3 protein-coding genes are annotated in these 21,402 nt (G+C 73.9%); all 3 read right to left on the bottom strand.

Annotated features, from left to right (window positions below; genetic code table 11):
- Positions 1–12 precede the first annotated feature (12 nt).
- Genes M1O15_RS15955 through M1O15_RS15945 form a run of 3 tightly spaced genes read right to left on the bottom strand, consistent with a single transcriptional unit; the run spans position 13 to position 21,271 of the window.
- The gene (locus M1O15_RS15955; RefSeq protein WP_248634508.1) at positions 13–651 is read right to left on the bottom strand and encodes a DUF6875 domain-containing protein; all 639 of its coding nucleotides are present in this window, start codon (positions 649–651) and stop codon (positions 13–15) included.
- On the bottom strand, positions 645–13,430 hold the full coding sequence (locus M1O15_RS15950; protein ID WP_308282350.1) for a non-ribosomal peptide synthetase: 12,786 nt from the start codon (positions 13,428–13,430) through the stop codon (positions 645–647). The genes M1O15_RS15955 and M1O15_RS15950 overlap by 7 nt, the downstream gene beginning before the upstream one ends.
- On the bottom strand, positions 13,427–21,271 hold the full coding sequence (locus M1O15_RS15945) for a non-ribosomal peptide synthetase (RefSeq protein ID WP_308282349.1): 7,845 nt from the start codon (positions 21,269–21,271) through the stop codon (positions 13,427–13,429). Before M1O15_RS15945 ends, M1O15_RS15950 begins: the two co-directional genes overlap by 4 nt.
- Positions 21,272–21,402: the final 131 nt, after the last annotated feature.

Below are 21,402 nucleotides of genomic sequence, written 5' to 3'. Positions count from 1 at the left end.
CAGCCTCCCGGGTCATGGGGTGCCCTCCGTCCCATAGGCGGCGCGGGCCCGCTCGTACACCCGGGTCAGCACCGGGTCCACCCCGTGCCCCGACTCGCGGTAGCGGACCCCGAAGCGGCTCGCGTACTCCTCGAACCACTCCCGCCGGTCCGCCAGGAACAGCACATCGTGGATGGCCATCGACCGCACCGCCACCATCGGCACCGGGGCCCAGCTCACCTCGAACTCCGGGTTGTGCGCCCCCCGTTCGGTGCACCGTTCGTGGAACTGGCCGATCATCAGCCCGCGCCGCACACTCTCCGGCTTCAGCGCGGTATGCGCCGCGTCCAGCAGCCCGAGCTGTGCGTACGACAGGTCCGGCAGCACCAGCAGCAGCGAACGCAGATGGGGGTTTCCCGACTTCCAGTCCAACTCGCCGAACTCGTCCAGGGCGCAGCGGATGATCTCCTCCACCAGGGTCAGGCTCGGGGTCGGGCCCACCAGCCGCACCCGGATCTCCAGCGCCCCGGCCTTCTGGGCGGGCGCGACGAACGGGCACACCGGGCCCGAGCGGCCCAAGTCGGGGTGCGGGCGGCGGATGTAGTCGCTCAGCCAGCCGTCGACGGCCTGGAGGGACTTGGCCAGGTCGACGGAGAACACATCGGTCAGCATCGGTCCCGGTCCTCGGGTGTCGGTTCCTGCGATTCGTTGAGTACGCGCTGCTCGTGGACTTCGTGGAGCTTGGTGGACAGGATCCGGCCGAGCTCGGACAGGGTGGCCGGACGGTTGAGCATGGTGCCGTGCTCCCCGGGCACCACATGGGCCTCGACGGAGCCGCGTACATACGGCGCCCAGGCCTCGGCGGTGACCGGCGGGTCCTGCTGCTCCTCGCAGGCGATCAGCAGCAGGTCGCCGTCGATCGGCCCGGGCCGGTAGTCGACCGTGAGATGGGTGTTGTTGGCCGAGATCTCGGTGATGGTGCCGAGCCGGTCCTCGTCCAGGTTGGCCAGCACACTGCCCTGCCGGCGCAGGATGTCCCGCGCCTTGGCGAAGGTCATCGGCCCGTCCTCGTGGCGGTGGCTGCCGTCGTCCACCAGCCCCACGTGGTACAGCAGCATCACCCGGTCGTCCGGGGCGGGGACGTCGGCGTGGGTCAGGCCCTGCCAGTCCGGGATCACGTCCAGCACCGCGACCAGCCCCACCGGTTCGCCGCGCCGCTGGAACTCCGCGGCCAGCGCGTGCGCGCAGAGCCCGCCGAAGGACCAGCCGGCCAGGTGGTACGGGCCGTGCGGCTGCACCGTCTGGATCTGGTCGGCGTAGTCCACCGCCATCTCCTCCACGCTGCTCGGCCGCGGCTCCGGCCGGGCCAGGCTGCGGGCCTGGATGCCGTACAGCGGGTACTCCGGCCCGAGGTGCTTGATCAGCGCGCTGTACGACCAGCTGATACCGCCGCCCGGGTGGACGCAGAACAGCGGCGGCCGGCTGCCCCCGGTCCGCAGCGGCAGCAGCACCTCGTAGGAGCCGTCCGGGTCGTCCATGTCCAGCCGGGCGGCGATCCCCCCGGGCGTCGGCGCCTCGAACAGGCTGCGCAACCCCAGCTCGGCCCCGAAGGCGGCGCGGAGGCGGGCGATCAGCCGGGTGGCCAGCAGCGAGTGCCCGCCCAGCTCGAAGAAGTCCTGGTCCACCCCGACCACCGGCCGGCCCAGCACCTCGGCGAACAGCTCGCACACCACCTGCTCCTGCGGGGTGGCGGGCGCCCGGCCGATGTCGGCGCGCTCCCCGTCCGGCGCGGGCAGTGCCGCCCGGTCGAGCTTGCCGTTGGCGGTCAGCGGCAGCCGGACCAGCGGCACGACCGCCGAGGGCCGCATGTACTCCGGCAGATGGCTCCGCGCGTGGTCCCGTACCGAGCCGAGCAGTGCGGCGGTGCCCCGGGCGGTGGCCGGACTGCTGGTCCAGGCCGCCGGCGGGGCACCGGCGCTCCCCGCCCCGCCCGAGGCGTACGTCCCGGTGGGCGCCGCCCCGTCCAGCAGCTCCCGCCGCACATAGACCACGTCCACGGCGGCCGGGTCCTGGGCGTTCCAGCTGATCGCCGTACGGTAGCCGTGCTCCTCCCCGAGGGCGGTGAACTCCCCGAGATCCGGGCCCGGGTGGGCGGCGGACGGGACGGCGGCCGACTCCAGGGCCCGCTGGGCCGCCAGGTCCGGCGCGATCCTGGGATTGGGCACCCGGACCACCCGCAGCGCGTCCGGCCGCTCGGTGCCCAGCCACCGGGCCAGGCCGCCGAGGTCCCGGTCCCACACCAGGGCGGGTGCGTCGGTGAGTGGGTGGAGGGGGGCACCGGGGCCGGTCTTGTGCAGGACGGCGTCGTAGCGGTAGCGGGTGAGTTCGTTCTGCGCGGTGCCCCGCTTGAGCTGGATGTCGGTGCCGGCGAGGTCGGGGAGGTGGTGGGTGAGGGCGGTGAAGTATTGGGGGTCGACCAGGAGTTCCTTCTCCAGGACCAGGCTCTGTTCGACGGCGCGGCGGATGGCGGGGGTGTCGGTGGGGTCGGCGGCGCGGGCGGTCTGGACGGCGCTGGTGAAGGTACGGAGCAGCCGGGGGTGACGCAGATCGCCGAGGAACACCGCGCCGCCGGGAGCGAGCAGATGAAAGGCGTGCTCGATGACCTGGGCCAGATAGCCCGCGTCGGGGAAGTACTGCACCACCGAGTTGATCACGACCGTGTCGAAGTGGCCGGCCGGCAACCCGCCGTGCTCATGGGCCGCCTGGGTGCGCAGGGTGACCCGGGCGGCCAGATCGGGGTCGGCGGTCACATGGCGTTGCAACTCGGCGATGACAGTGGGGGAGAAGTCGGTGCCGGTGTACTCCGCGCAGTGCGGCGCCAGATGGGCGAGGAGCAGACCGGTGCCGACGCCGATCTCCAGCACCCGGCGGGGGCCCAGCTCGCGGATACGCCGCACGGTCGCCTCGCGCCACTCCCGCATCTCCGTCAGCGGGATCGGCTGTCCGTCGTAGCTGCTGTTCCACCCGGAGAAGTCCTCGCCGAACTCCGCGTCCGGTTGGGCGTAGAGGGAGTCGTACAGGTCCTGCCACTCGGCGATCTGGTCCTGCTCCTCCTCCTCGCCCGACGGGGCCGAGCTGTCGGCGACCACATAGGCGACCAGCCGGGCACCCCCCGACTGGTCCTCGCGGACGGTGACGGCCGCCTGGGCGATACCGGGATGGCCGGTGAGGACCTTCTCGATCTCACCGGGCTCGATGCGGAAGCCGCGGATCTTGACCTGCTGGTCGATGCGGCCCTGGTATTCCAGGTCGCCGTCGGTGTTCCATCGGACCAGGTCTCCGGTGCGGTACATCCGGGCGCCGGGTGTGGTGGCATGGGGGTCGGCGGTGAACCGCTCGGCGGTCAGCCCGGTCTGGTGGAGATAGCCGTGGGCGAGACCGTGGCCGCCCAGATAGAGCTCACCGATGACCCCGGGGGGTACGGGTTGGAGGCGGTCGTCCAGGACATAGGTGCGCATGGTGGCCATGGGGCGGCCGATGGGGACGGTCGGGGGTCCGGTGTAGGGGTGGGGGATGGGGTGGTGGGCGGCGAAGGTGGTGGTCTCGGTGGGTCCGTAGCCGTCGATGAGAAGGGTGTGGGGGCAGGTGGCCTGGACGCGGTGGACGGCGGTGGCGGAGACCGCCTCGCCGCCGGTCCAGACCTGCCGGACGGTGGCCAGGGCCTCGGGTGTGTGTTCGGCGATGACGTTGAAGAGGGAGCTGGTCAGCCAGCAGGCGGTGACCCGCTGTTCGGCGATCACCCGCTGGTAGTCGAGCACATCGAGGTCGCCAGGGGGCGCGATGACGACTGTTCCGCCGTTGAGGAGGGGCACCCACAGTTCATAGGTGGCGGCGTCGAAGGCGGCGGGGGAGTGGAGCAGTACGCGGCTGTGGGCGTCGGGGTCGAAGCGGGGGTCGAGGGCGAGGGCGGTGACGTTGCGGTGGCTGACCAGCACGCCCTTGGGGGTGCCGGTGGAGCCGGAGGTGTACATCACATAGACCGGCGCCTCCACCGGCACCTCCACGGCGGAGAACTCCACCGTCCCCTCCGTCGAGACCAGCAGCACATCCGCGTCGGACGGGGGCAGCTCGGCCCGCGACACCTCGTCGGTGACGATCAGTTCGGCCCCGGTCTCGGCCAGTACATGGCGGATGCGCTCGGCCGGATAGCGGGTGTCCAGGGGTACGTACACCGCTCCCGCCATCGCCAGGGCCAGCACCGTGGCGACCGACTCGGCCGACCGCTGGAGCAGCACGGCCACCGCGTCACCGGGCCGCACCCCCCGCTCCACCAGCCGGTGCGCCAGAGCGCCCACCCGGCCCGCCAACTCGGCGTAGGTCCACTCGGTGCCGCCGTCCACGACCGCCGCAGCCTGCGGGGTCCTGGCCGCCTGGCGCCCGAACAGCTCCCCGAGTGAGGCCTCGGGGAGATCGAGCGCGGTGGCGTTCCGCTCGGCGAGCGCCCGGTGCTGCTCCTCGGCGGTCAGCAGATCGATACCGCTGAGCGGGCGGTCCGGGTGGGCGGTGGCCGCGTCCAGCAGCCGCACCCAGCGAGCGAACAGGGCACGGACCGAGGGCGGGTCGTAGACATCGCTGGAGTATTCGACGGCACCGCCGATGCCCTGGGGCCGGCCGTCGGGGCCGCGCTGCTCGGCGAGGCTGAAGAAGAGGTCGAACTTGGCGGTGCCGGTGCGGCCGGGGGCGATGTCCACCCGGACGCCGGGCAGGTGGAAGACCCCCTCGGGGGCGTTCTGGAGCGCCAGCATGGTCTGGAAGAGCGGGTGGTGGGCGAGAGTACGGGTGGGGTTGAGGTGCTCGACCAGATACTCGAAGGGGACGTCCTGGTGGGCGTAGGCGGCGAGCGAGGTCTCCCTGACCCGGCCCAGCAGCTCGGTGAAGCTGGGGTCACCGCTGGTGTCGGTGCGGAGCACCAGGGTGTTGACGAAGAAGCCGATGAGCTGGTCGAGATGGTGGTCGGTGCGTCCGGCGATCGGGCTGCCGAGGGGGATGTCATGGCCGGCACCCAGGCGGGTGTAGAGGGCGGCCAGCCCGGCCTGGAGCACCATGAAGAGGCTGGCACCGTGCGCACGGGCGGTGTCCGCCAGCCGCTGGTGGAGCTCGGGGTCGATGTCCACGGTGAGGTAGTCGCCCCGGTAGCTGGTCACCGCCGGGCGGGGCCGGTCGGTCGGCAGGACCAGCTGGTCCGGCAGTCCGGCCAGTTGCCGGGTCCAGTAGTCGACCTGGGTGGTGAAGAGGCTGTCGGGGTCGTCGTGGTCGCCGAGGAGTTCGTTCTGCCAGAGGGTGTAGTCGGCGTACTGCACCGGCAGCGGGGCCCATTCGGGTGCCTGGCCCTCCGCGCGGGCGGTGTAGGCGGTGGCCAGGTCGGCGGCGAGCGGGCCCAGCGACCAGCCGTCCCCCGCGATGTGGTGCACCACCAGCAGCAGGACGTGCTCCTCCGCCGACAGCTCGAACAGCTCGGCCCGCAGCGGTGGTTCACCGGCCAGGTCGAAGGGATGGCAGGCGGCCGACCGCAGCAGCTCGGCCAACCCGGCCTCGTCCGTCGGGGTGAGCGTCACCCGGGGCGCCGCCGCCTCCGGTGCCAGCAGCCGCTGCCACGGGGTGCCGTCGGCCTCCGGGAACACCGTCCGCAGGCTCTCGTGCCGCGCCACCAGGTCGCCCAGGGCGGCCCGTAGCGCGTCCCGGTCCAGCGCACCGGTCAGCCGCAGAGCGAGCGGGATGTTGTAGGTGGCGCTGGGGCCCTCCATCTGGTGGATGAACCACAGCCTGCGCTGGGCGAAGGAGAGCGGCAGCACCTCGGGGCGCTCCCGGACGGTGAGCGCCAGCCGCCCGGGGCCCGCGGTGTCCAGCAGCGCGGCCACCGCCGCCGGAGTCGGACCCTCGAACAGCGCGCGCAGCTCCAGCTCCACCCCGAACGCGGCGCGGATCCGGGCGATCAGCCGGGTGGCCAGCAGCGAGTGGCCGCCCAGCTCGAAGAAGTCGTCCTCCACCCCGACCCGGGGCAGCCCCAGCACCTGGGCGAAGAGATCGCGGACGATCTGCTCCTGCGGGGTGCGCGGCTCCCGGCCGAGCCCGGCGGAGGTGAACTCGGGCGCGGGCAGCGCGGCCCGGTCCAGCTTGCCGTTGGCGGTCAGCGGCAGCCGGTCGAGCGGGACGACGGCCGAGGGCCGCATGTACTCCGGCAGTTGGTGGCGGGCATGCTCGCGCACCGCGGCGACCAGTGCCCCGGTGCCGCGCCGGGTCGCCGGATGCGTGGTCCAGGTGGCGAGCGGCACGGCGGAGCCGCCGGTGGCGAGGGGCGCGTAGACGCCGACCGGGACCCGGTCCCCGAGCCGGTCCCGGTCGACCAGGACCACATCGACCGCCCCGGCCTCCTGGGTGTTCCAGGTGGCGGCCGTCCAGTAGCCGTGCTCCGCGCCGAGGGCGGTGAACTCCGCGAGTTCGGTACCGGCCTCGGAGGCGGGCGGCGGGGTGACATCGCCCTCCAACGCCCGCTGGAGGGCTAGTTCACCGAGGAGCCGGGGGTTGGGCACCCCGGTGACCCGCAGCTCGGCGGGCCGCTCGGTGCGCAACCGATGAGCCAGGGCGGAGATATCCCCGGTCCAGGCCTCCACTGGCGCGTCGGTGAGCGAGTGGAGCGGGGCACCGGCTCCGGTCTTGTGCAGGACGGCGTCGTAGCGGTAGCGGGTGAGTTCGTTCCGCGCGGTGCCGTCCTTGACGCGGATGTCGGTGCCGGCGAGGTCGGGGAGGTGGTGGGTGAGGGCGGTGAAGTATTCGGGGTCGACCAGGAGTTCCTTCTCCAGGACCAGGCTCTGTTCGACGGCGCGGCGGATGGCGGGGGTGTCGGCGGGGTCGGCGGCGCGGGCGGTCTGGACGGCGCTGGTGAAGGTGCGCAGCAGCCGGGGGTTCCGCAGATCGCCGACGAAGACCGATCCACCGGGCGCCAGCACCCGCAGGGCGTTGTGGAGGACCTGCTCCAGATAGCCGGCGCTGGGAAAGTACTGCGCCACCGAGTTGATCACCACGGTGTCGTAGTGGTCGGCCGGGAGGGCGTCGAAGTCATGCGCGGGCCGGGTGTGCAGGGTGACCCGGGCTGCGAGTACCGGGTCTGCCGTCACATGGCGTTGCAACTCGGCGATGACGGTGGGGGAGAAGTCGGTGCCGGTGTACTCCGCGCAGTGCGGTGCCAGTCGGGCGAGGAGGAGTCCGGTGCCGACGCCGATCTCCAGCACCCGGCGGGGGCCCAGCTCCCGGATCCGTGCGACCGTCCGGTCCCGCCACTCCCGCATCTCCGGCAGCGGGATCGGCTGCCCGTCGTAACTGCTGTTCCAACTGGCGAAGTTCTCGCCGAAGGCGGTCTCCTGCGCCGAGGTGTAGACCGCGTCGTACAGGTCCAGCCACTCGCTGAGCTGCTCCTGCTCCGCCCCCTGCTCCTCCTGGGCCCCCGCCGAGGTGTCGGCCACCACATAGGCGACCAGCCGGGCGTCACCGGGCTGGTCCTCGCGGACGGTGACGGCGGCCTGGGCGATGCCCGGGTGGTCGGTGAGGACGCTCTCGATCTCGCCGGGCTCGATTCGGAAGCCCCGCACCTTCACCTGGTGGTCCACCCGGCCGAGGTATTCCAGCTGACCGTCGGCCTTCCACCGCACCAGGTCCCCGGTCCGGTACATCCGGCCCCCGGGCACCGTCCCGAACGGGTCGGCCGTGAACCGCTCGGCGGTGAGACCCGGCCGCCCCAGATAGCCGCGCGCCAGCCCGGCGCCCGCGATGTACAGCTCGCCCACCACCCCGGGTGCCACCGGAGCGAGCCCCTCGTCCAGGACGTACACCCGGGTGTTGGCGATCGGCCGCCCGATCGGCGGAGTCCCGCCCGGGCCCTCGGAGAGCCGTGCGGCGGTGGACCAGATCGTCGTCTCGGTCGGCCCGTAGAGATTGGTGAGATCGTCGGTGAGCGCGCGCAGCGACTCGGCGAGCACCGGCGGGCAGGCCTCACCGCCGACCAGGATCCGCAGGCCCCGCAGCGCCTCCGGCTCGTGCCCGACCAGCAGCTGCCAGAGCGAGGGGGTGCCCTGCACGGCGGTGACGCCGTGCCGGGTGATCAGGTCGAGTACGGCCGAGGGCTGCGGCACCGCCTCCTTGGGGGCGAGCACCACGGCGGCCCCGGACAGCAGCGGGTGGTAGAGCTCCAGCGCGGCGATGTCGAAGGCGACCGTGGTCACCGCCAGCAGCCGCTCCTCCGGTCGCAGCGGCACCATCCGGCCCATGCCCACCAGGAAGTTGACCAGCGCCCCGTGCGGCACCACCACCCCCTTGGGGCGGCCGGTGGAACCGGAGGTGTAGATGACATAGGCGGCGTCCTCGGCCCGCAGCGGGGCGGCCCGGTCGGCGTCGGACGGGTCGGTGTCCGGGCCCCGGTCGAGCAGTGCCTCCGCCTCCGGGGTGTCCAGTACCAGCCGGGGCGGTACGCCGTCCTGGTCCGGGATCCGCGCGTCGGTGCCGGTGGTGGTGAGCAGCAGCGCGGGCCGGGCGTCCGCCAGGACGTACGCCAGCCGCCCGGCCGGATGGTCCGGGTCCAGCGGCAGATAGGCGGCCCCGGTCTTCAGCACCGCCAGCAGGGCGACCACCAGCTCGGCCGAGCGGGGCAGGGCCAGGGCGATCACCTGGTCCGGTCCGGCGCCCCGCTGCAGCAGGGCGTGCGCCAGCCGGTTGGCGCGGCCGTTCAGCTCCCCGTACGACCATTCCCGCTCCCCGGCGATCAGCGCCACCGCCTCGGGGGTCTGTGCCGCCCGTGCGGCGAACCGGTCCGGCAGCAGTCCGGCCCCGAGTACGGTCTCCGTCCGCTGCCAGTCGCCGAGCACCTGCCCGTACTCGGCGGCGGTCAGCAGGCTGATCCGGCTGAGCGGCTGGTCCGGGTGGGCGGTGGCCGCGTCCAGCAGCCGCACCCAGCGGTCGAAAAGTGCACGGACACTGCCCGGGTCGTAGAGGTCGCTGGAATACTCGACGGCTCCGGTGATGCCCTCGGGCCGGCCCGTCGTCCCGCGCTGTTCGACCAGGCTGAAGAAGAGGTCGAACTTGGCGGTGCCGGTGCGGCCGGGTTCGATGTCCACCCGGAGGCCGGGGAGCCGGAAGACGCCCTCGGGGGCGTTCTGCAGGGCCAGCATGGTCTGGAAGAGCGGGTGGTGGGCGAGGGTGCGGGCGGGGTTGAGCACATCCACCAGGTGCTCGAAGGGGACGTCCTGGTGGGCGTAGGCGGCGAGACTCGTTTCCCTTACCCGGCCCAGGAGTTCGGTGAAGCTGGGGTCTCCGGTGGTGTCGGTGCGGAGCACGAGCGTGTTGACGAAGAAGCCGACCAGATGGTCGAGATGGTGGTCGGTGCGTCCGGCGATCGGGCTGCCGAGGGGGATGTCCGTACCCGCGCCGAGCCGGGTGTAGAGGGCGGCCAGTCCGGCTTGCAGCACCATGAAGAGGCTGGCGCCATGGGCGCGGGCCAGGTCGGCGAGCCGCTGGTGGAGTTCGGGGTCGATGTCCACGGTGAGGTAGTCGCCGCGGTAGCTGGTCACTGCCGGGCGGGGCCGGTCGGCGGGCAGGATCAACTGGTCGGGGAGTCCGGCCAGTTGCCGGGTCCAGTAGTCGACCTGGGTGGTGAAGAGGCTGTCGGGGTCGTCGTGGTCGCCGAGGAGTTCGTTCTGCCAGAGGGTGTAGTCGGCGTACTGCACCGGCAGCGGCGCCCACTCGGGTGCCTGGCCCTCCGCGCGGGCGGTGTAGGCGGTGGCCAGGTCGGCGGCGAGCGGGCCCAGCGACCAGCCGTCCCCCGCGATGTGGTGCAGCACGAGGAGCAGGACGTGCCGGTCCGGTGCCAGCCGGAACAGCTCGGCCCGCAGCGGGGGTTCGGTCGCCAGGTCGAAGGGGTACCGGGCCGCCGCCCGCAGCGCCCCCTCCACCTGCTCCTCGCCGGTGTCCCGGGCCGGAAGCTCCAGCCCCACCTGCCGCAGCACCCGCTGGTACGGGGTGTCCTCCACCTCCGGGAACACCGTCCGCAGGCTCTCGTGCCGGTCCGTCACATCCGCCAGCGCGCCCCGCAGGGCCTCCCGGTCCAGCCCACCGGTCAGCCGCAGTGCCAGCGGGATGTTGTAGGTGGCGCTGGGGCCCTCCATCCGGTGCAGGAACCACAGCCGGCGCTGGGCGAAGGAGAGCGGCACCCGCTCCGGCAGCCGCTGCCGGGTCAGCGCGGGCCGGGCCGGGCCCGCGGTGTCCAGCCGGGCCGCCACCGCGGCGGCCGTCCTCGCCTCGAACAGCGTCCGCAGCCCGACCTCCACGCCCAGCGCGGCCCGAATGCGGGCGATCAGCCGGGTGGCCAGCAGCGAGTGGCCGCCCAGCTCGAAGAAGTCGTCCTCCACCCCGACCCGGGGCAGCCCCAGCACCTGGGCGAAGAGGTCGGAGACGATCTGCTCCTGCGGGGTACGGGCCTCCCGGCCGAAGCCGGGCGAGGTGAGTTCGGGCGCGGGCAGCGCGGCCCGGTCCAGCTTGCCGTTGGCGGTCAGCGGCAGCCGCTCCAGCAGCACCACGGCGGCCGGGACCATGTGCTCGGGCAGCTGCTCCCGGGCGTACGCGGTCAGCTCCTCCGCCCGCAGTCCGGCGTCCCTGGCCACCGCATAGGCCACCAACCGGGTCCGGCCGGGCTGGTCCGTCCGGGGAAGGACCGCCGCTCCGGCGACCCCGGGGTGGTCGGTGAGGACCTTCTCCACCTCGCCGGGCTCGATCCGGAAACCCCGGATCTTGACCTGCTGGTCGGCACGGCCCACGTACTCCAGCTCGCCGTCCGCGTTCCACCGCACCAGGTCCCCGGTGCGGTACATCCTGCCCCCAGGCTCGACCGCGTAGGGGTCGGCCACGAACCGCTCGGCGGTCAGCCCGGGCCGCCCCAGATAGCCGCGCGCCAGCCCGGCGCCCGCGATGTACAGCTCGCCCACCACCCCGGGGGCGGCCAACCGCAGCCCGCTGCCCAGCACATAGGCGCGCACGCCCGCGATGGGCCGGCCGATCGGCGCGGGCAGCCGCCAGCCGTCCGGGTCGCCGCCGAGGGTGTGCGCGGTCACCACATGCGTTTCCGTCGGGCCGTAGTGGTTGTGCAGCGTCCGGCCCGGCGCCGAGCGGGCGAAGGCCCGGACCGGGCCGCCCAGGGTCAGCGCCTCACCCGCCTGCGCCACCGTGCGCAGCTCCGGCAGTGCCAGACCCCGCTCACCGGCCGCCTCGGCCAGCGCCTCCAGCACCAGATTGGGCGCGAACAGCTCCGCCACCCGCTCCTCGCCCAGCCACACGGCCAATCGCGCCGCGTCCCGCCGTACCTCCTCGTCCGGCACCACCAGCGTCTTGCCGGAGGTCAGCGCCGACAGCACCTCCTGCGCCGAGACGTCGAAGCCGACCGCGGTGAACTGCGCCACCCGCTCGCCCGGTTCACCTCCCACCGCCCCCTGGTGCCAGCGCAGCAGGTTCAGCAGCGCCCCGGCCGGCATCACCACGCCCTTGGGCAGCCCGGTCGATCCCGAGGTGTAGATGACATACGCCGGGTGGCGTGGGTCCAGTGGGGCGGTGCGGTCCGCGTCGGTGAGGTCGTGTACGGGCCGGGCGGCCAGCTCGGCGGTGGTCTCCGCACCGTCGAGGAGCAGCACCGGCACCCCGGGCGGCGCCTCCACCACATCCGCCGTACGGGTCAGCAGCAGCGCGGGCCGGGCGTCGCCCGCCATCCGGGCCAGCCGGGCCGCCGGATAGGCCGGGTCCAGCGGCAGATAGGCCGCGCCCGTCTTCAGCACCGCCAGCAGGGCCACCACCAGCTCCACCGAGCGGGGCAGGGCCAGCGCCACCACGTCCTCCGGGCCGAGCCCGCGCGCCGCCAGCAGCCGGGCCAGCCGGTTGGCCCGGGCGTTCAGCTCCCCGTACGCCACCGTGGCCCCGCCGCACACCACGGCCGGCGCCTCCGGTGCCCCGGCCGCCCGCGCCTCGAACAGGCCGGGCAGGGAGGAACCGGGCGGCAGCGCGGACGCCTCCCCTGCGGCCGGGAGCGCCCGCCGCTCCTCCTCACCGAGCAGATCGATCCGGCCGACCGGCTGCTCCGCGCCGTCGACCACCGTGTCCAGCGCCCGCACCAGCCGGTCCACGAACCCCTGCGCCTCGGCCCGGTCGAACAGGTCGCCCCGGTAGTCCAGCCGCAGATACAGCCGGCGCCCCGGAGCGGCGATCAGGGTGAGCGGATAGTGCGTGGCGTCCCGGCCCCGGGCCAGATCCGGGGCGATCCGCGGACCGGCGCCCGGCTCCGCCGCCGGGCCGTCCCACGGGTAGTTCTCGAACACCAGCGAGGTGTCGAACAGATCGCCCTGCCCGGCCAGTTGCTGGATCCGGGCCAGCCCGAGGTGCTGGTGGCCGGTCAGCGCCGACTGCTCCCGCTGGAGCCGGGCCACCGCCTCCCGCAGCGGCGTGGCCGGGTCCAGCCCGACCCGTACCGGCACCATGCCGATCAGCAGCCCCACCATCGACTCGACCCCCGGCAGCCGAGGGTCGCGCCCCGACACCACCGCCCCGAACACCACATCGTCCTGCCCGGTGCGTCGGCTGAGCACCAGCCCCCAGGCCGCCTGGAGCACCGTGTTGAGGGTGACCCCCTCCCGCCGCGCCCAGGCGGTGAGCGCCGCCGTGCGGTCCTCGTCCAGCTCCCGGGTGATCCGCTCCGGCATCAGCCCGGCGCGCGCCGGGTCCACCGGGGCCAGCAGCGTGGGCTGCTCCAGACCGGCCAGCGCCTCCCGCCAGGCCGCCTCCGCGCCCGGCCGGTCCTGCTCGGCCAGCCAGCGCAGATAGCCGCGGTACGGGGTGGGGCGGGGCAGCGCCGACGGGTCGCCGCCGGCGGCGTACAGCGCCTCCAGCTCCCGTACCAGGATCGGTGTCGACCAGCCGTCCAGCAGCACATGGTGGGTGGTCAGCACCAGCCGGTGGTGCTCCCCGGCCAGCCGCAGCAGCGAGAACCGCAGCAGCGGCGGCTCGGCCAGGTCGAACCGGCGGCCGTGCTCCTTGGCCGCGATCCGCTCCGCCTCGGCCTCCGCCGCGCCGCCCGGCAGCGCGGACAGGTCGTACTCCTCCCAGGGCAGCTCCACCTCACGGGCCACCAGCTGCACGGTCTGCCCGGAGTCCACCTGCCGGAAGGCGGCCCGCAGATTCGGGTGTCGGCGCACCAGCGCCTCCACCGCCGCCCGCAGCCGCGCCCCGTCCAGGGCGCCCCGCACCTCGAACACATGCTGCACCGCGTAGACGTCCGCGCCGTCCTGCTCATAGCGGGAGTGGAACAGCAAACCCTCCTGCATCGGGGAGAGCGGCAGGATGTCTTCCAGACCGGACGCGGTCGTCACTTGATCCTCCAGGCGGCTTCGAGCTGCTCGATGTCGTGCTGGCTCAGTTCGGTCAGGGGGAAGTCGGACGGGGTGTGGCCGCCGGTGCCGGACCGCTCGCCGTGCCGGACCAGGCCGCGCACCGCCTGGAACCACTGCTCGGCCAGCGCCCGTACCGGCTCCTCATCCCACAGCCGGGGCGCCCAGCTCCAGACGGCCTCCAGCGACGGCCCGCCCGGGGTGTCGCGGACCATGGAGTTCACCTCCAGGCCGTGCGCCAGGGCCGTCGCCGGGTCGGCCCCGCTCAGCAGCCCGGCCTCCGGCGCCACCGTCCACCCGGACGCTTCGGAACCGGGCGCCACGGGTGCCCCGGCGGCCGGGAAGCGGCCCAGATAGTTGAAGCCCAGCTGCGGTACCGCCCCGCCGCCCACCGGGTGCTCCGGGTGCAGATGGCGCAGCAGCCCGAAGCCGATGCCCCGGTCCGGCAGCGCGCGCACCTGCTCCTTGACCCGTTTCAGGGCCTGCCCCAGCCCCGGGCCGCCGTCGGTCACCTCGTCCCAGGCCAGCGGCCCCGGATCGATCCGCACCGGATAGAGCGAGGTGAACCAGCCCACGGTGCGGGTCAGCTCCACCCCCTCGGCGATCTCCTCCCGGCCGTGCCCCTCCACATCGACCAGCAGCGCGGTGTGCGGCCCCCGGCCATGGCCCCGGCGCCACCGGGCGACCGCCAGCCCCAGCGCGGCCAGCAGCACATCGCCCACCCCGGCGTGGAAGGCGGCCGGTACCGAGGTCAGCAGCGGCTCGGTCACCTCCGGCGGCAGCGACACGGTGAGCGAGCGGGACCCGCCGACGGTGTCCCGCGCCGGGTCGAGCCGGTCGGCGGTCAGCGGCGGATCCTCCGGGCCCAGCACCCCGTTCCACAGCGCGGCCTCCGCCACCCGGTCCGGGCGGCCGGCCTCCGCCGCCAGCAGCTCCGACCAGCGCCGCAGCGAGGTGCCCACCGGTTCCAGCCGGGGCGGCCGGTCCTCCGCCACCGCCTGCCAGGCGGCGACCAGGTCCGGCAGCAGGATCCGCCAGGACACCCCGTCCACCACCAGATGGTTGACCAGGAGCAGCAGGCGGCCCGGGCGGTCCGCCCCGGCGTCGAACCACACCGCCTGGAGCAGCACACCCCGCGCGGCCGACAATCGCCCGGCCGCCGCCGCCACTTCGGCCCGCAGCAGCGCCTCGTCCACCCCGGCACCGTCCACCTCCACCCGGCGCACCAGCCCGGCCGCCGCCACGGCGCCCACCGGCAGCACCTCCAGCGCGCCATCCTCCTGGGTACGGGCCATCCGAAGGGCGTCATGGTGGTCCAGCAGCGCCTGGACGGCCGAGGTGAGCCTCTCGACGCCCAGCCCGGCCGGGACCCGCAGCAGCATCCCCTGGTGGAAGCGGTCGAGGTCGCCACCACGGGCCTGGTACCAGCGCATGATCGGCGTCGGCTCCACCCGGCCGATCCCCGAACCTTCCTCTTGCCGCCCCGGCCCGGAATCCGCCAACTCCTCGGCGACAGCAGCCAGTCCGGCCGCCGTCCGCTGCTCGAACACCTCCCGTACGGTGAAGCCGAGCCCCGCCGCACGGGCAAGGCTCACCAGCCGGATCGAGCCGATGCTGTCCCCGCCCAGCGCGAAGAAGTCCTCCTCCACACCGGCCCGTTCCACGCCCAGCGCCTGCGCCAGCAGCTCGGCGAGCAGCCGCTCGCGCTCCGAACGCGGCGCCCGGCCGCCCGGCTCATCCGCCTTGGTATCGGGCTCGGGCAGCGCTGCCAGGTCCAGCTTGCCGTTGGCCGTCAGCGGCAACCGCTCCAGCGCCAGGAACACCGAGGGCACCATGTACTCCGGCAACCGCCCGCGCACCCAGGCCCCCAGCTCGCCCGTGGAGACCTCGCCGACCACATAGGCCACCAGGCGGCCGGCTGCCTTGGCCGCCGGGTCCTGGCGGACGATGACGGCCGCTTGGGCGACGCCGGGATGGCCGGTCAGCACGTTCTCGATCTCGCCGGGCTCGATGCGGAAGCCGCGGATCTTGACCTGCTGATCGGCGCGGCCCTGGTATTCCAGGTCGCCGTCGGGGTTCCATCGGACCAGGTCTCCGGTGCGGTACATCCTGGTGCCGGGGGTGGTGGCGTGGGGGTCGGCGGTGAACCGCTCGGCGGTGCGCGCGGACTGCCGCAGATAGCCGTGGGCGAGTCCCTGACCGCCGAGGTACAGCTCACCCGTCACCCCGGGGGGTACGGGTTGGAGGTGGTCATCGAGTACGTAGGTGCGCATGGTGGCCATGGGGCGGCCGATGGGGACGGTGGGCGGTCCGGTATAGGGGTGGGGGATGGGGTGGTGGGCGGCGAAGGTGGTCGTCTCGGTGGGTCCGTAGCCGTCGATGAGGAGGGTGTCCGGGCAGGTGGCCTGGACGCGGTGGACGGAGGTGGCGGAGACCGCCTCGCCGCCGGTCCAGACCTGCCGGACGGTGGCCAGGGCCTCGGGTGTGTGTTCGGCGACGACGTTGAAGAGGGAGCTGGTCAGCCAGAGCGCGGTCACCCGCTGCTCGGCGATCACCCGCTGAAGGAGCGGCACATCGAGGTCGCCCGGAGGCGCGATGACGACCGTTCCGCCGTTGAGGAGGGGCACCCATAGTTCGTAGGTGGCGGCGTCGAAGGCGGCGGGGGAGTGGAGGAGTACGCGGGTGTGGGCGCGGGGGTCGAAGCGGGGGTCGAGGGCGAGGGCGGTGACGTTGCGGTGGCTGACCAGGACGCCCTTGGGGGTGCCGGTGGAGCCGGAGGTGTACATCACATAGGCCGGCGCCTCGGGTGGGACGGAGGCCGGCGGCGGCGCGGCCGGATCGCCCGCCGCCAGGTCACCCACCCGTACCGCGCCGACGGGCCCGGGATCGCCCCCGTCGGCGACCACCAGCCGGGCGCCCGTCTCCGCGAGGACATGGCGGACGCGCTCGGCCGGGTAGCGCTCGTCCAGCGGCACGTACACCGCCCCGGCCTTCGCCAGCGCCAGTACGGTGGCGACCGCGTCGGCCGACCGCCGGAGCTGTACGGCCACCGCGTCACCCGGGCGGACGCCCCGGTCCGCCAGGCCTCGGGCGATCCGGTCGGCGCGGGCGTCCAGCTCGGCGTACGTCCAGCCGGTGCCCCCGTCGCGTACGGCCACCGCCTCGGGGGTCCGGGCGGCCTGGCGGGCGAAGAGCTGCCCCAACGACATGTCCGGCAAGGGCAATTCCGTGTCGTTCGACTCGACCAGCAGCGAGCGCCGCTCCTCGGCCGAGAGGATGTCCATCCGGCTGAACGGGCGATCCGGGTCGGCGGTCGCGGCCTCCAGCAGCCGTACCCAGCGCTCGAAGAGCGTACGAACCGTGCAACCGTCGTAGAGATCGCTCGCGTACTCGACCTGGCCCGTCAGCCCCTGGAGCCCGCCGTCCGGGCCCCGCCGCTCGCTGAGGCTGAAGAACAGGTCGAACTTGGCCGTCCCCGTCCGGCCCAGCTCGACGGTGGCCCGCACCCCCGGCAGGTCGAAGGTGCTCTCCGGGGCGTTCTGGAGGGCCAGCATGGTCTGGAAGAGGGGGTGGTGGGCGAGGGTGCGGACGGGGTCGAGCACATCCACCAGATGCTCGAAGGGGACATCCTGATGGGCGTAGGCGCCGAGGGACGACTCCCGTACCCGGTCCAGGAGTTCGCCGAAGGACGGATCCCCGGAGGTGTCGGTGCGGAGGACGAGCGTGTTGACGAAGAAGCCGATGAGCCGGTCGAGATGCTGGTCGGTCCGTCCGGCGATGGGGCTGCCCAGGGGGATGTCATGGCCGGCGCCGAGCCGGGTGTGGAGGGCGGCCAGCCCGGCTTGCAGCACCATGAAGAGGCTGGCGCCATGGGCGCGGGCCAGACCGTCCAGCCGCTGGTGGAGCTCGGGGGCGATCTCGACGTTCAGATAGTCGCCCCGATAGGTGGCCACCGCCGGACGCGGCCGGTCCGTGGGGAGGGGCAGGTGGTCGGGCAGCCCGGCCAACCGCTGCCGCCAGTAGGCGATCTGCCTGCCGTAGGGCGTCTCCGGGTCGCTCTGGTCGCCCAGCAGCTCGTGCTGCCAGAGGGTGTAGTCGGCGTACTGCACCGGCAGCGGGTCCCACCGCGGCGCCCGGCCCTCCGTACGGGCGGTGTACCCCTGAGTCAGCTCTGCGGAAAGCGGGCCCATCGACCAGCCGTCCGCCGCGATGTGGTGCACCACCACCAGCAGCGCGTGCTCCGTCGGGGACAGGGCGAACAGCTCGGCCCGCAGGGGCGGTTGGCCGGCCAGGTCGAAGGGGTGCCGGGCGCCCGCCGCCAGCGCGGCCGGCAGACCGGCCGCCGTGCTCGGGATGACCGCCAGGCGCGGGACGGCTTCCTCGGGCGGTAACACCCGCTGGTACGGCGTGCCGCCGTCCTCCGGGTACACCGTCCGCAGGCTCTCGTGCCGCGCCGCCACATCCGCCAGCGCGCCTCCCAGTGCCTCCCGGTCCAGCGCGCCGGTCAGCCGGACCACCAGGGGGATGTTGTAGGTGGCGCTCGGCCCCTCCATCCGGTGCAGGAACCACAGCCGCCGCTGCGCCGAGGAGAGCGGGAGCACTGCGGGGCGCGGCCGTGCGGTCAGCGCCGGCCGCCCGGTGGCCGCGCCGTCCACATGGGCCGCCACCGCCGCCGGTGTGGGACCGTCGAAGAGCGTCCGCAGCTCCAGCTCCACCCCGAACACGGCCCGGATCCGGGCGATCAGCCGGGTGGCCAGCAGCGAGTGCCCGCCCAGGTCGAAGAAGCCGTCCTCCACCCCCACCCGCTCCAGCCCCAGCACCTCGGCGAACAGCGCGCATATCCGCCGCTCCCGCTCACCGTGCGCCGCCCGACCGCCGCCCGCTGCGGCCGCGAAGTCGGGCTCCGGAAGCGCCGCACGATCCACCTTGCCGTTGGCGGTCAGCGGCAGCCGCTCCAGCAGCACCACGGCGGCCGGCACCATATGCTCGGGCAGCCGCTCCCGGAGGAACGCCCGCAGCTCTCCCGCCGGTAACTCGCCGCCCCTGGGCACCGCGTAGCCCACCAGCCGTATGTCACCGGGCCCCTCGCCCCGGACCACCACCACCGCCGCCTCGGCCACCTCCGGATGGGCGGTCAGCGCGGCCTCGACCTCGCCCGGCTCGATCCGGAAACCGCGCACCTTGACCTGCTGGTCGGCGCGGCCCAGATACTCCAGCTCACCGTCCTCGTTCCACCGCACCAGATCCCCGGTGCGGTACATCCGGGCCCCCGGCTCCGCCGCATAGGGGTCGGCCACGAACCGCTCGGAGGTCAGCGCCGGGCGTCCCAGATAGCCGCGCGCCAGCCCGGGCCCGGCGACATACAACTCGCCCACCGCGCCCGGCGGAAGCAACCGCAGGGCGGAGTCCAGCACATGGGTGCGCAGGTCCGGCAGCCCGGTGCCGATCACGCTCGCCGTCCCGGACTCCGCCCGCTCCCGGGTGAGCGGGTGGTGGGTGACATGCACCGTGGTCTCGGTGATGCCGTACATGTTCACCAGCGCCGGGGCATCGTCGGGGTGGCGGTGGTACCAGTCGGCCAGCAGGGCGGGCCGCAGCGCCTCGCCGCCGAAGACCACGGTGCGCAGCGCGAGCCGCCGCGCCGGGTCGGGCGCCTCGGCCTCGGCCTGGGCCAGCTGGTGGAAGGCGGAGGGCGTCTGGTTGAGGACGGTGACCCGCTGGTCGGCCAGCAGCTTGAGGAAAGCGCCGGGTGTCCGGCTGGTCTCGTGGTCGACCACCACCAGCCGCCCGCCGTGCAGCAGGGCCCCCCACAGCTCCCACACCGAGAAGTCGAAGGCGTAGGAGTGGAACAGCGTCCACACGTCGTCCGCGCCGAAGCCGAACTGCTTGCGGGTCGCCTCGAAGAGCCGCACCACATTGCGGTGGGTGGTGATCACGCCCTTCGGCAGCCCGGTGGAGCCGGAGGTGTAGATGACATAGGCCGGGTGGTCCGGGCTGAGTGCGGTGGCCACGGGAGCGTTGTCCGTGTCCGTGTCCGTGTCGGGGGCGTCCAGCAGCAGGACGGGCAGGTCGGGGGTGGGCGGCAGCCGGGTGGCGGCCTCGCCGGTGGTGACCAGCAGGGCCGGCCGGGCGTCGGTGACCATATGGGCCAGTCGGGCGGCCGGATAGGCCGGGTCGAGCGGCAGATAGGCGGCGCCCGCCTTGAGGACCGCCAGCACGGCCACCACCAGCTCCACCGAGCGCGGCAGGGCGAGCGCCACGATCCGCTCGGGACCCGCGCCGTGCGCGGCCAGCCGCCGGGCGAGCCGATCGGCGCGGGCGTTCAGCTCCCGGTACGTCAGCTCCTGGTACGTCGGCTCCGGGGACGTGCGTGAGGTCCCGCCGCCGACCACGGCCACCGCGTCCGGGGTCGCCCTGACCCGGGCCTCGAACAGCTCCGGCAGGGTCGCCTCCGCGCCCGGCTCCGCAACCTCCGGTACGGCGAGCAGTGCGGCCCGCTGGGCGCCGGTGACCAGGTCGATCCGGCCGATCGGCTCGCTGGGCGCGCTCCGCGCCACGGCCCGCAGCGCGGTCAGCAACCCCTGGTGGTGGAAGCCCAGTTCACGCTGGGAGCAGAGCTCGGGATGGGCGTTGAGGTCGACCACCGGTCCGGCGCCGTCCCGCCGGTCCCACACCGCGAGCGCCAGATCGCCGACCAGGCCCGAGGAGAGGGGGTGCGCGGTGGTGGGCAGACCGCCGAAGGAGAGGGCGTGGTCGAAGGACATCACATTGACCACCGGGGCGTATCCGCCGCCGATCCCTCCGGGCAGCCCCAGCTCCCGCTGGAGGTCCTCGGCCCGGTAGCGCTGGTGGCGGCCCAGTTCGAGCACCGCCCGGCCCACCTGGGCGGTCAGCTCGCCGAGCGTCGACTCCGGCCGGAGGGTGAGCCGCAGCGGCAGCACATTGGACGCCGTCCCGGGTGTCCGGCGCTGGACCTGGTCCAGCCGGGCCGTCACCGGCAGGCCCAGCACCACCGTCGGGTTGCCGGTGGTCCGGTGCAGCCGGAGCGCGGTGGCCGCGATGACCAGATGCGACCAGGGGGCCCGGCAGCGGGCGGCCAGCGCGCGCAGCCCCGCCAGCTCCTCGGCGCTCAGCCGGCCGCTCCGTCGGAGGTAGTGGTCCGGAACGGTGGTGGGGCGGCCGACGATCCCGACGGGCTCGGGCCGGTCGGCGAGCCGCGCCAGCCAGTACGCCCGGTCCGCGTCCAGCCGGGCGGACGCACGATAGGCCCGGTCGGCCTCCACCAGGGCGGAGAGCGGCCCGAACGGGCTCGGGCCCACCGGCCGGCCGGCCACCAGGGCGCCGTACACCTCGGCGACCCGGCGGTTGACCAGCAGCGACCCGAAGGCGTCCATCGCCGCGTGGTGGTAGCCCTGGTACCAGTACCAGCGGTCGGCGCCCAACCGGAGCAGCGCGTAGGCGAAGAGCCGGTCCCCGGCCGGGTCCATCGGCCGGGCCACCGCTTCGTCCAGCCACTCCCGGGCCGCCCGGCCGGGGTCGGGGTGCCCGGAGAGGTCCACCACCGGCAGCGGCCAGTCGCCGGGCTCCCGGAGGGTCTGCCGCACCTCGCCTCCGCGTTCGGCGAACCGCACATGCAGGGCCTGGGCCTCGGCCACCACCAGCCGCAGCGCCCGCTCGCAGAGCACCGGGTCCAGCCGCCCGTGGATCTCCAGGTACTCGCCCACCCGGAATACCCGGTTCCGCGCCGGCAGGCGCTGCTCGGCCATCCAGATCTCGCGTTGCGCGGCGGTGACGGGCAGCTCGGTGCCGACACTGACGGACACGTCTTCCACCTCCGGGGAGTTCTCCGCGCACAGAGGCCCGGAGAGAGGCAAGAATGAACGGATCGCCACCGTCCGGGAAACGCCCGGAAAAGAGCGGAGAAGGAAGAGGGACTTCTCCGGGGTGGCGAGGG

The organism is Streptomyces lichenis, assembly GCF_023218175.1.
Taxonomy (GTDB): Bacteria; Actinomycetota; Actinomycetes; order Streptomycetales; family Streptomycetaceae; genus Streptomyces; species Streptomyces lichenis.
This window is presented reverse-complemented; position numbering and strand designations above follow the sequence as displayed.

What these genes read in the sequence shown, in the direction of transcription:
- M1O15_RS15955 (WP_248634508.1), bottom strand. Translation starts at nt 651, where the DNA reads ATGCTGACCGATGTGTTCTCCGTCGACCTGGCCAAGTCCCTCCAGGCC.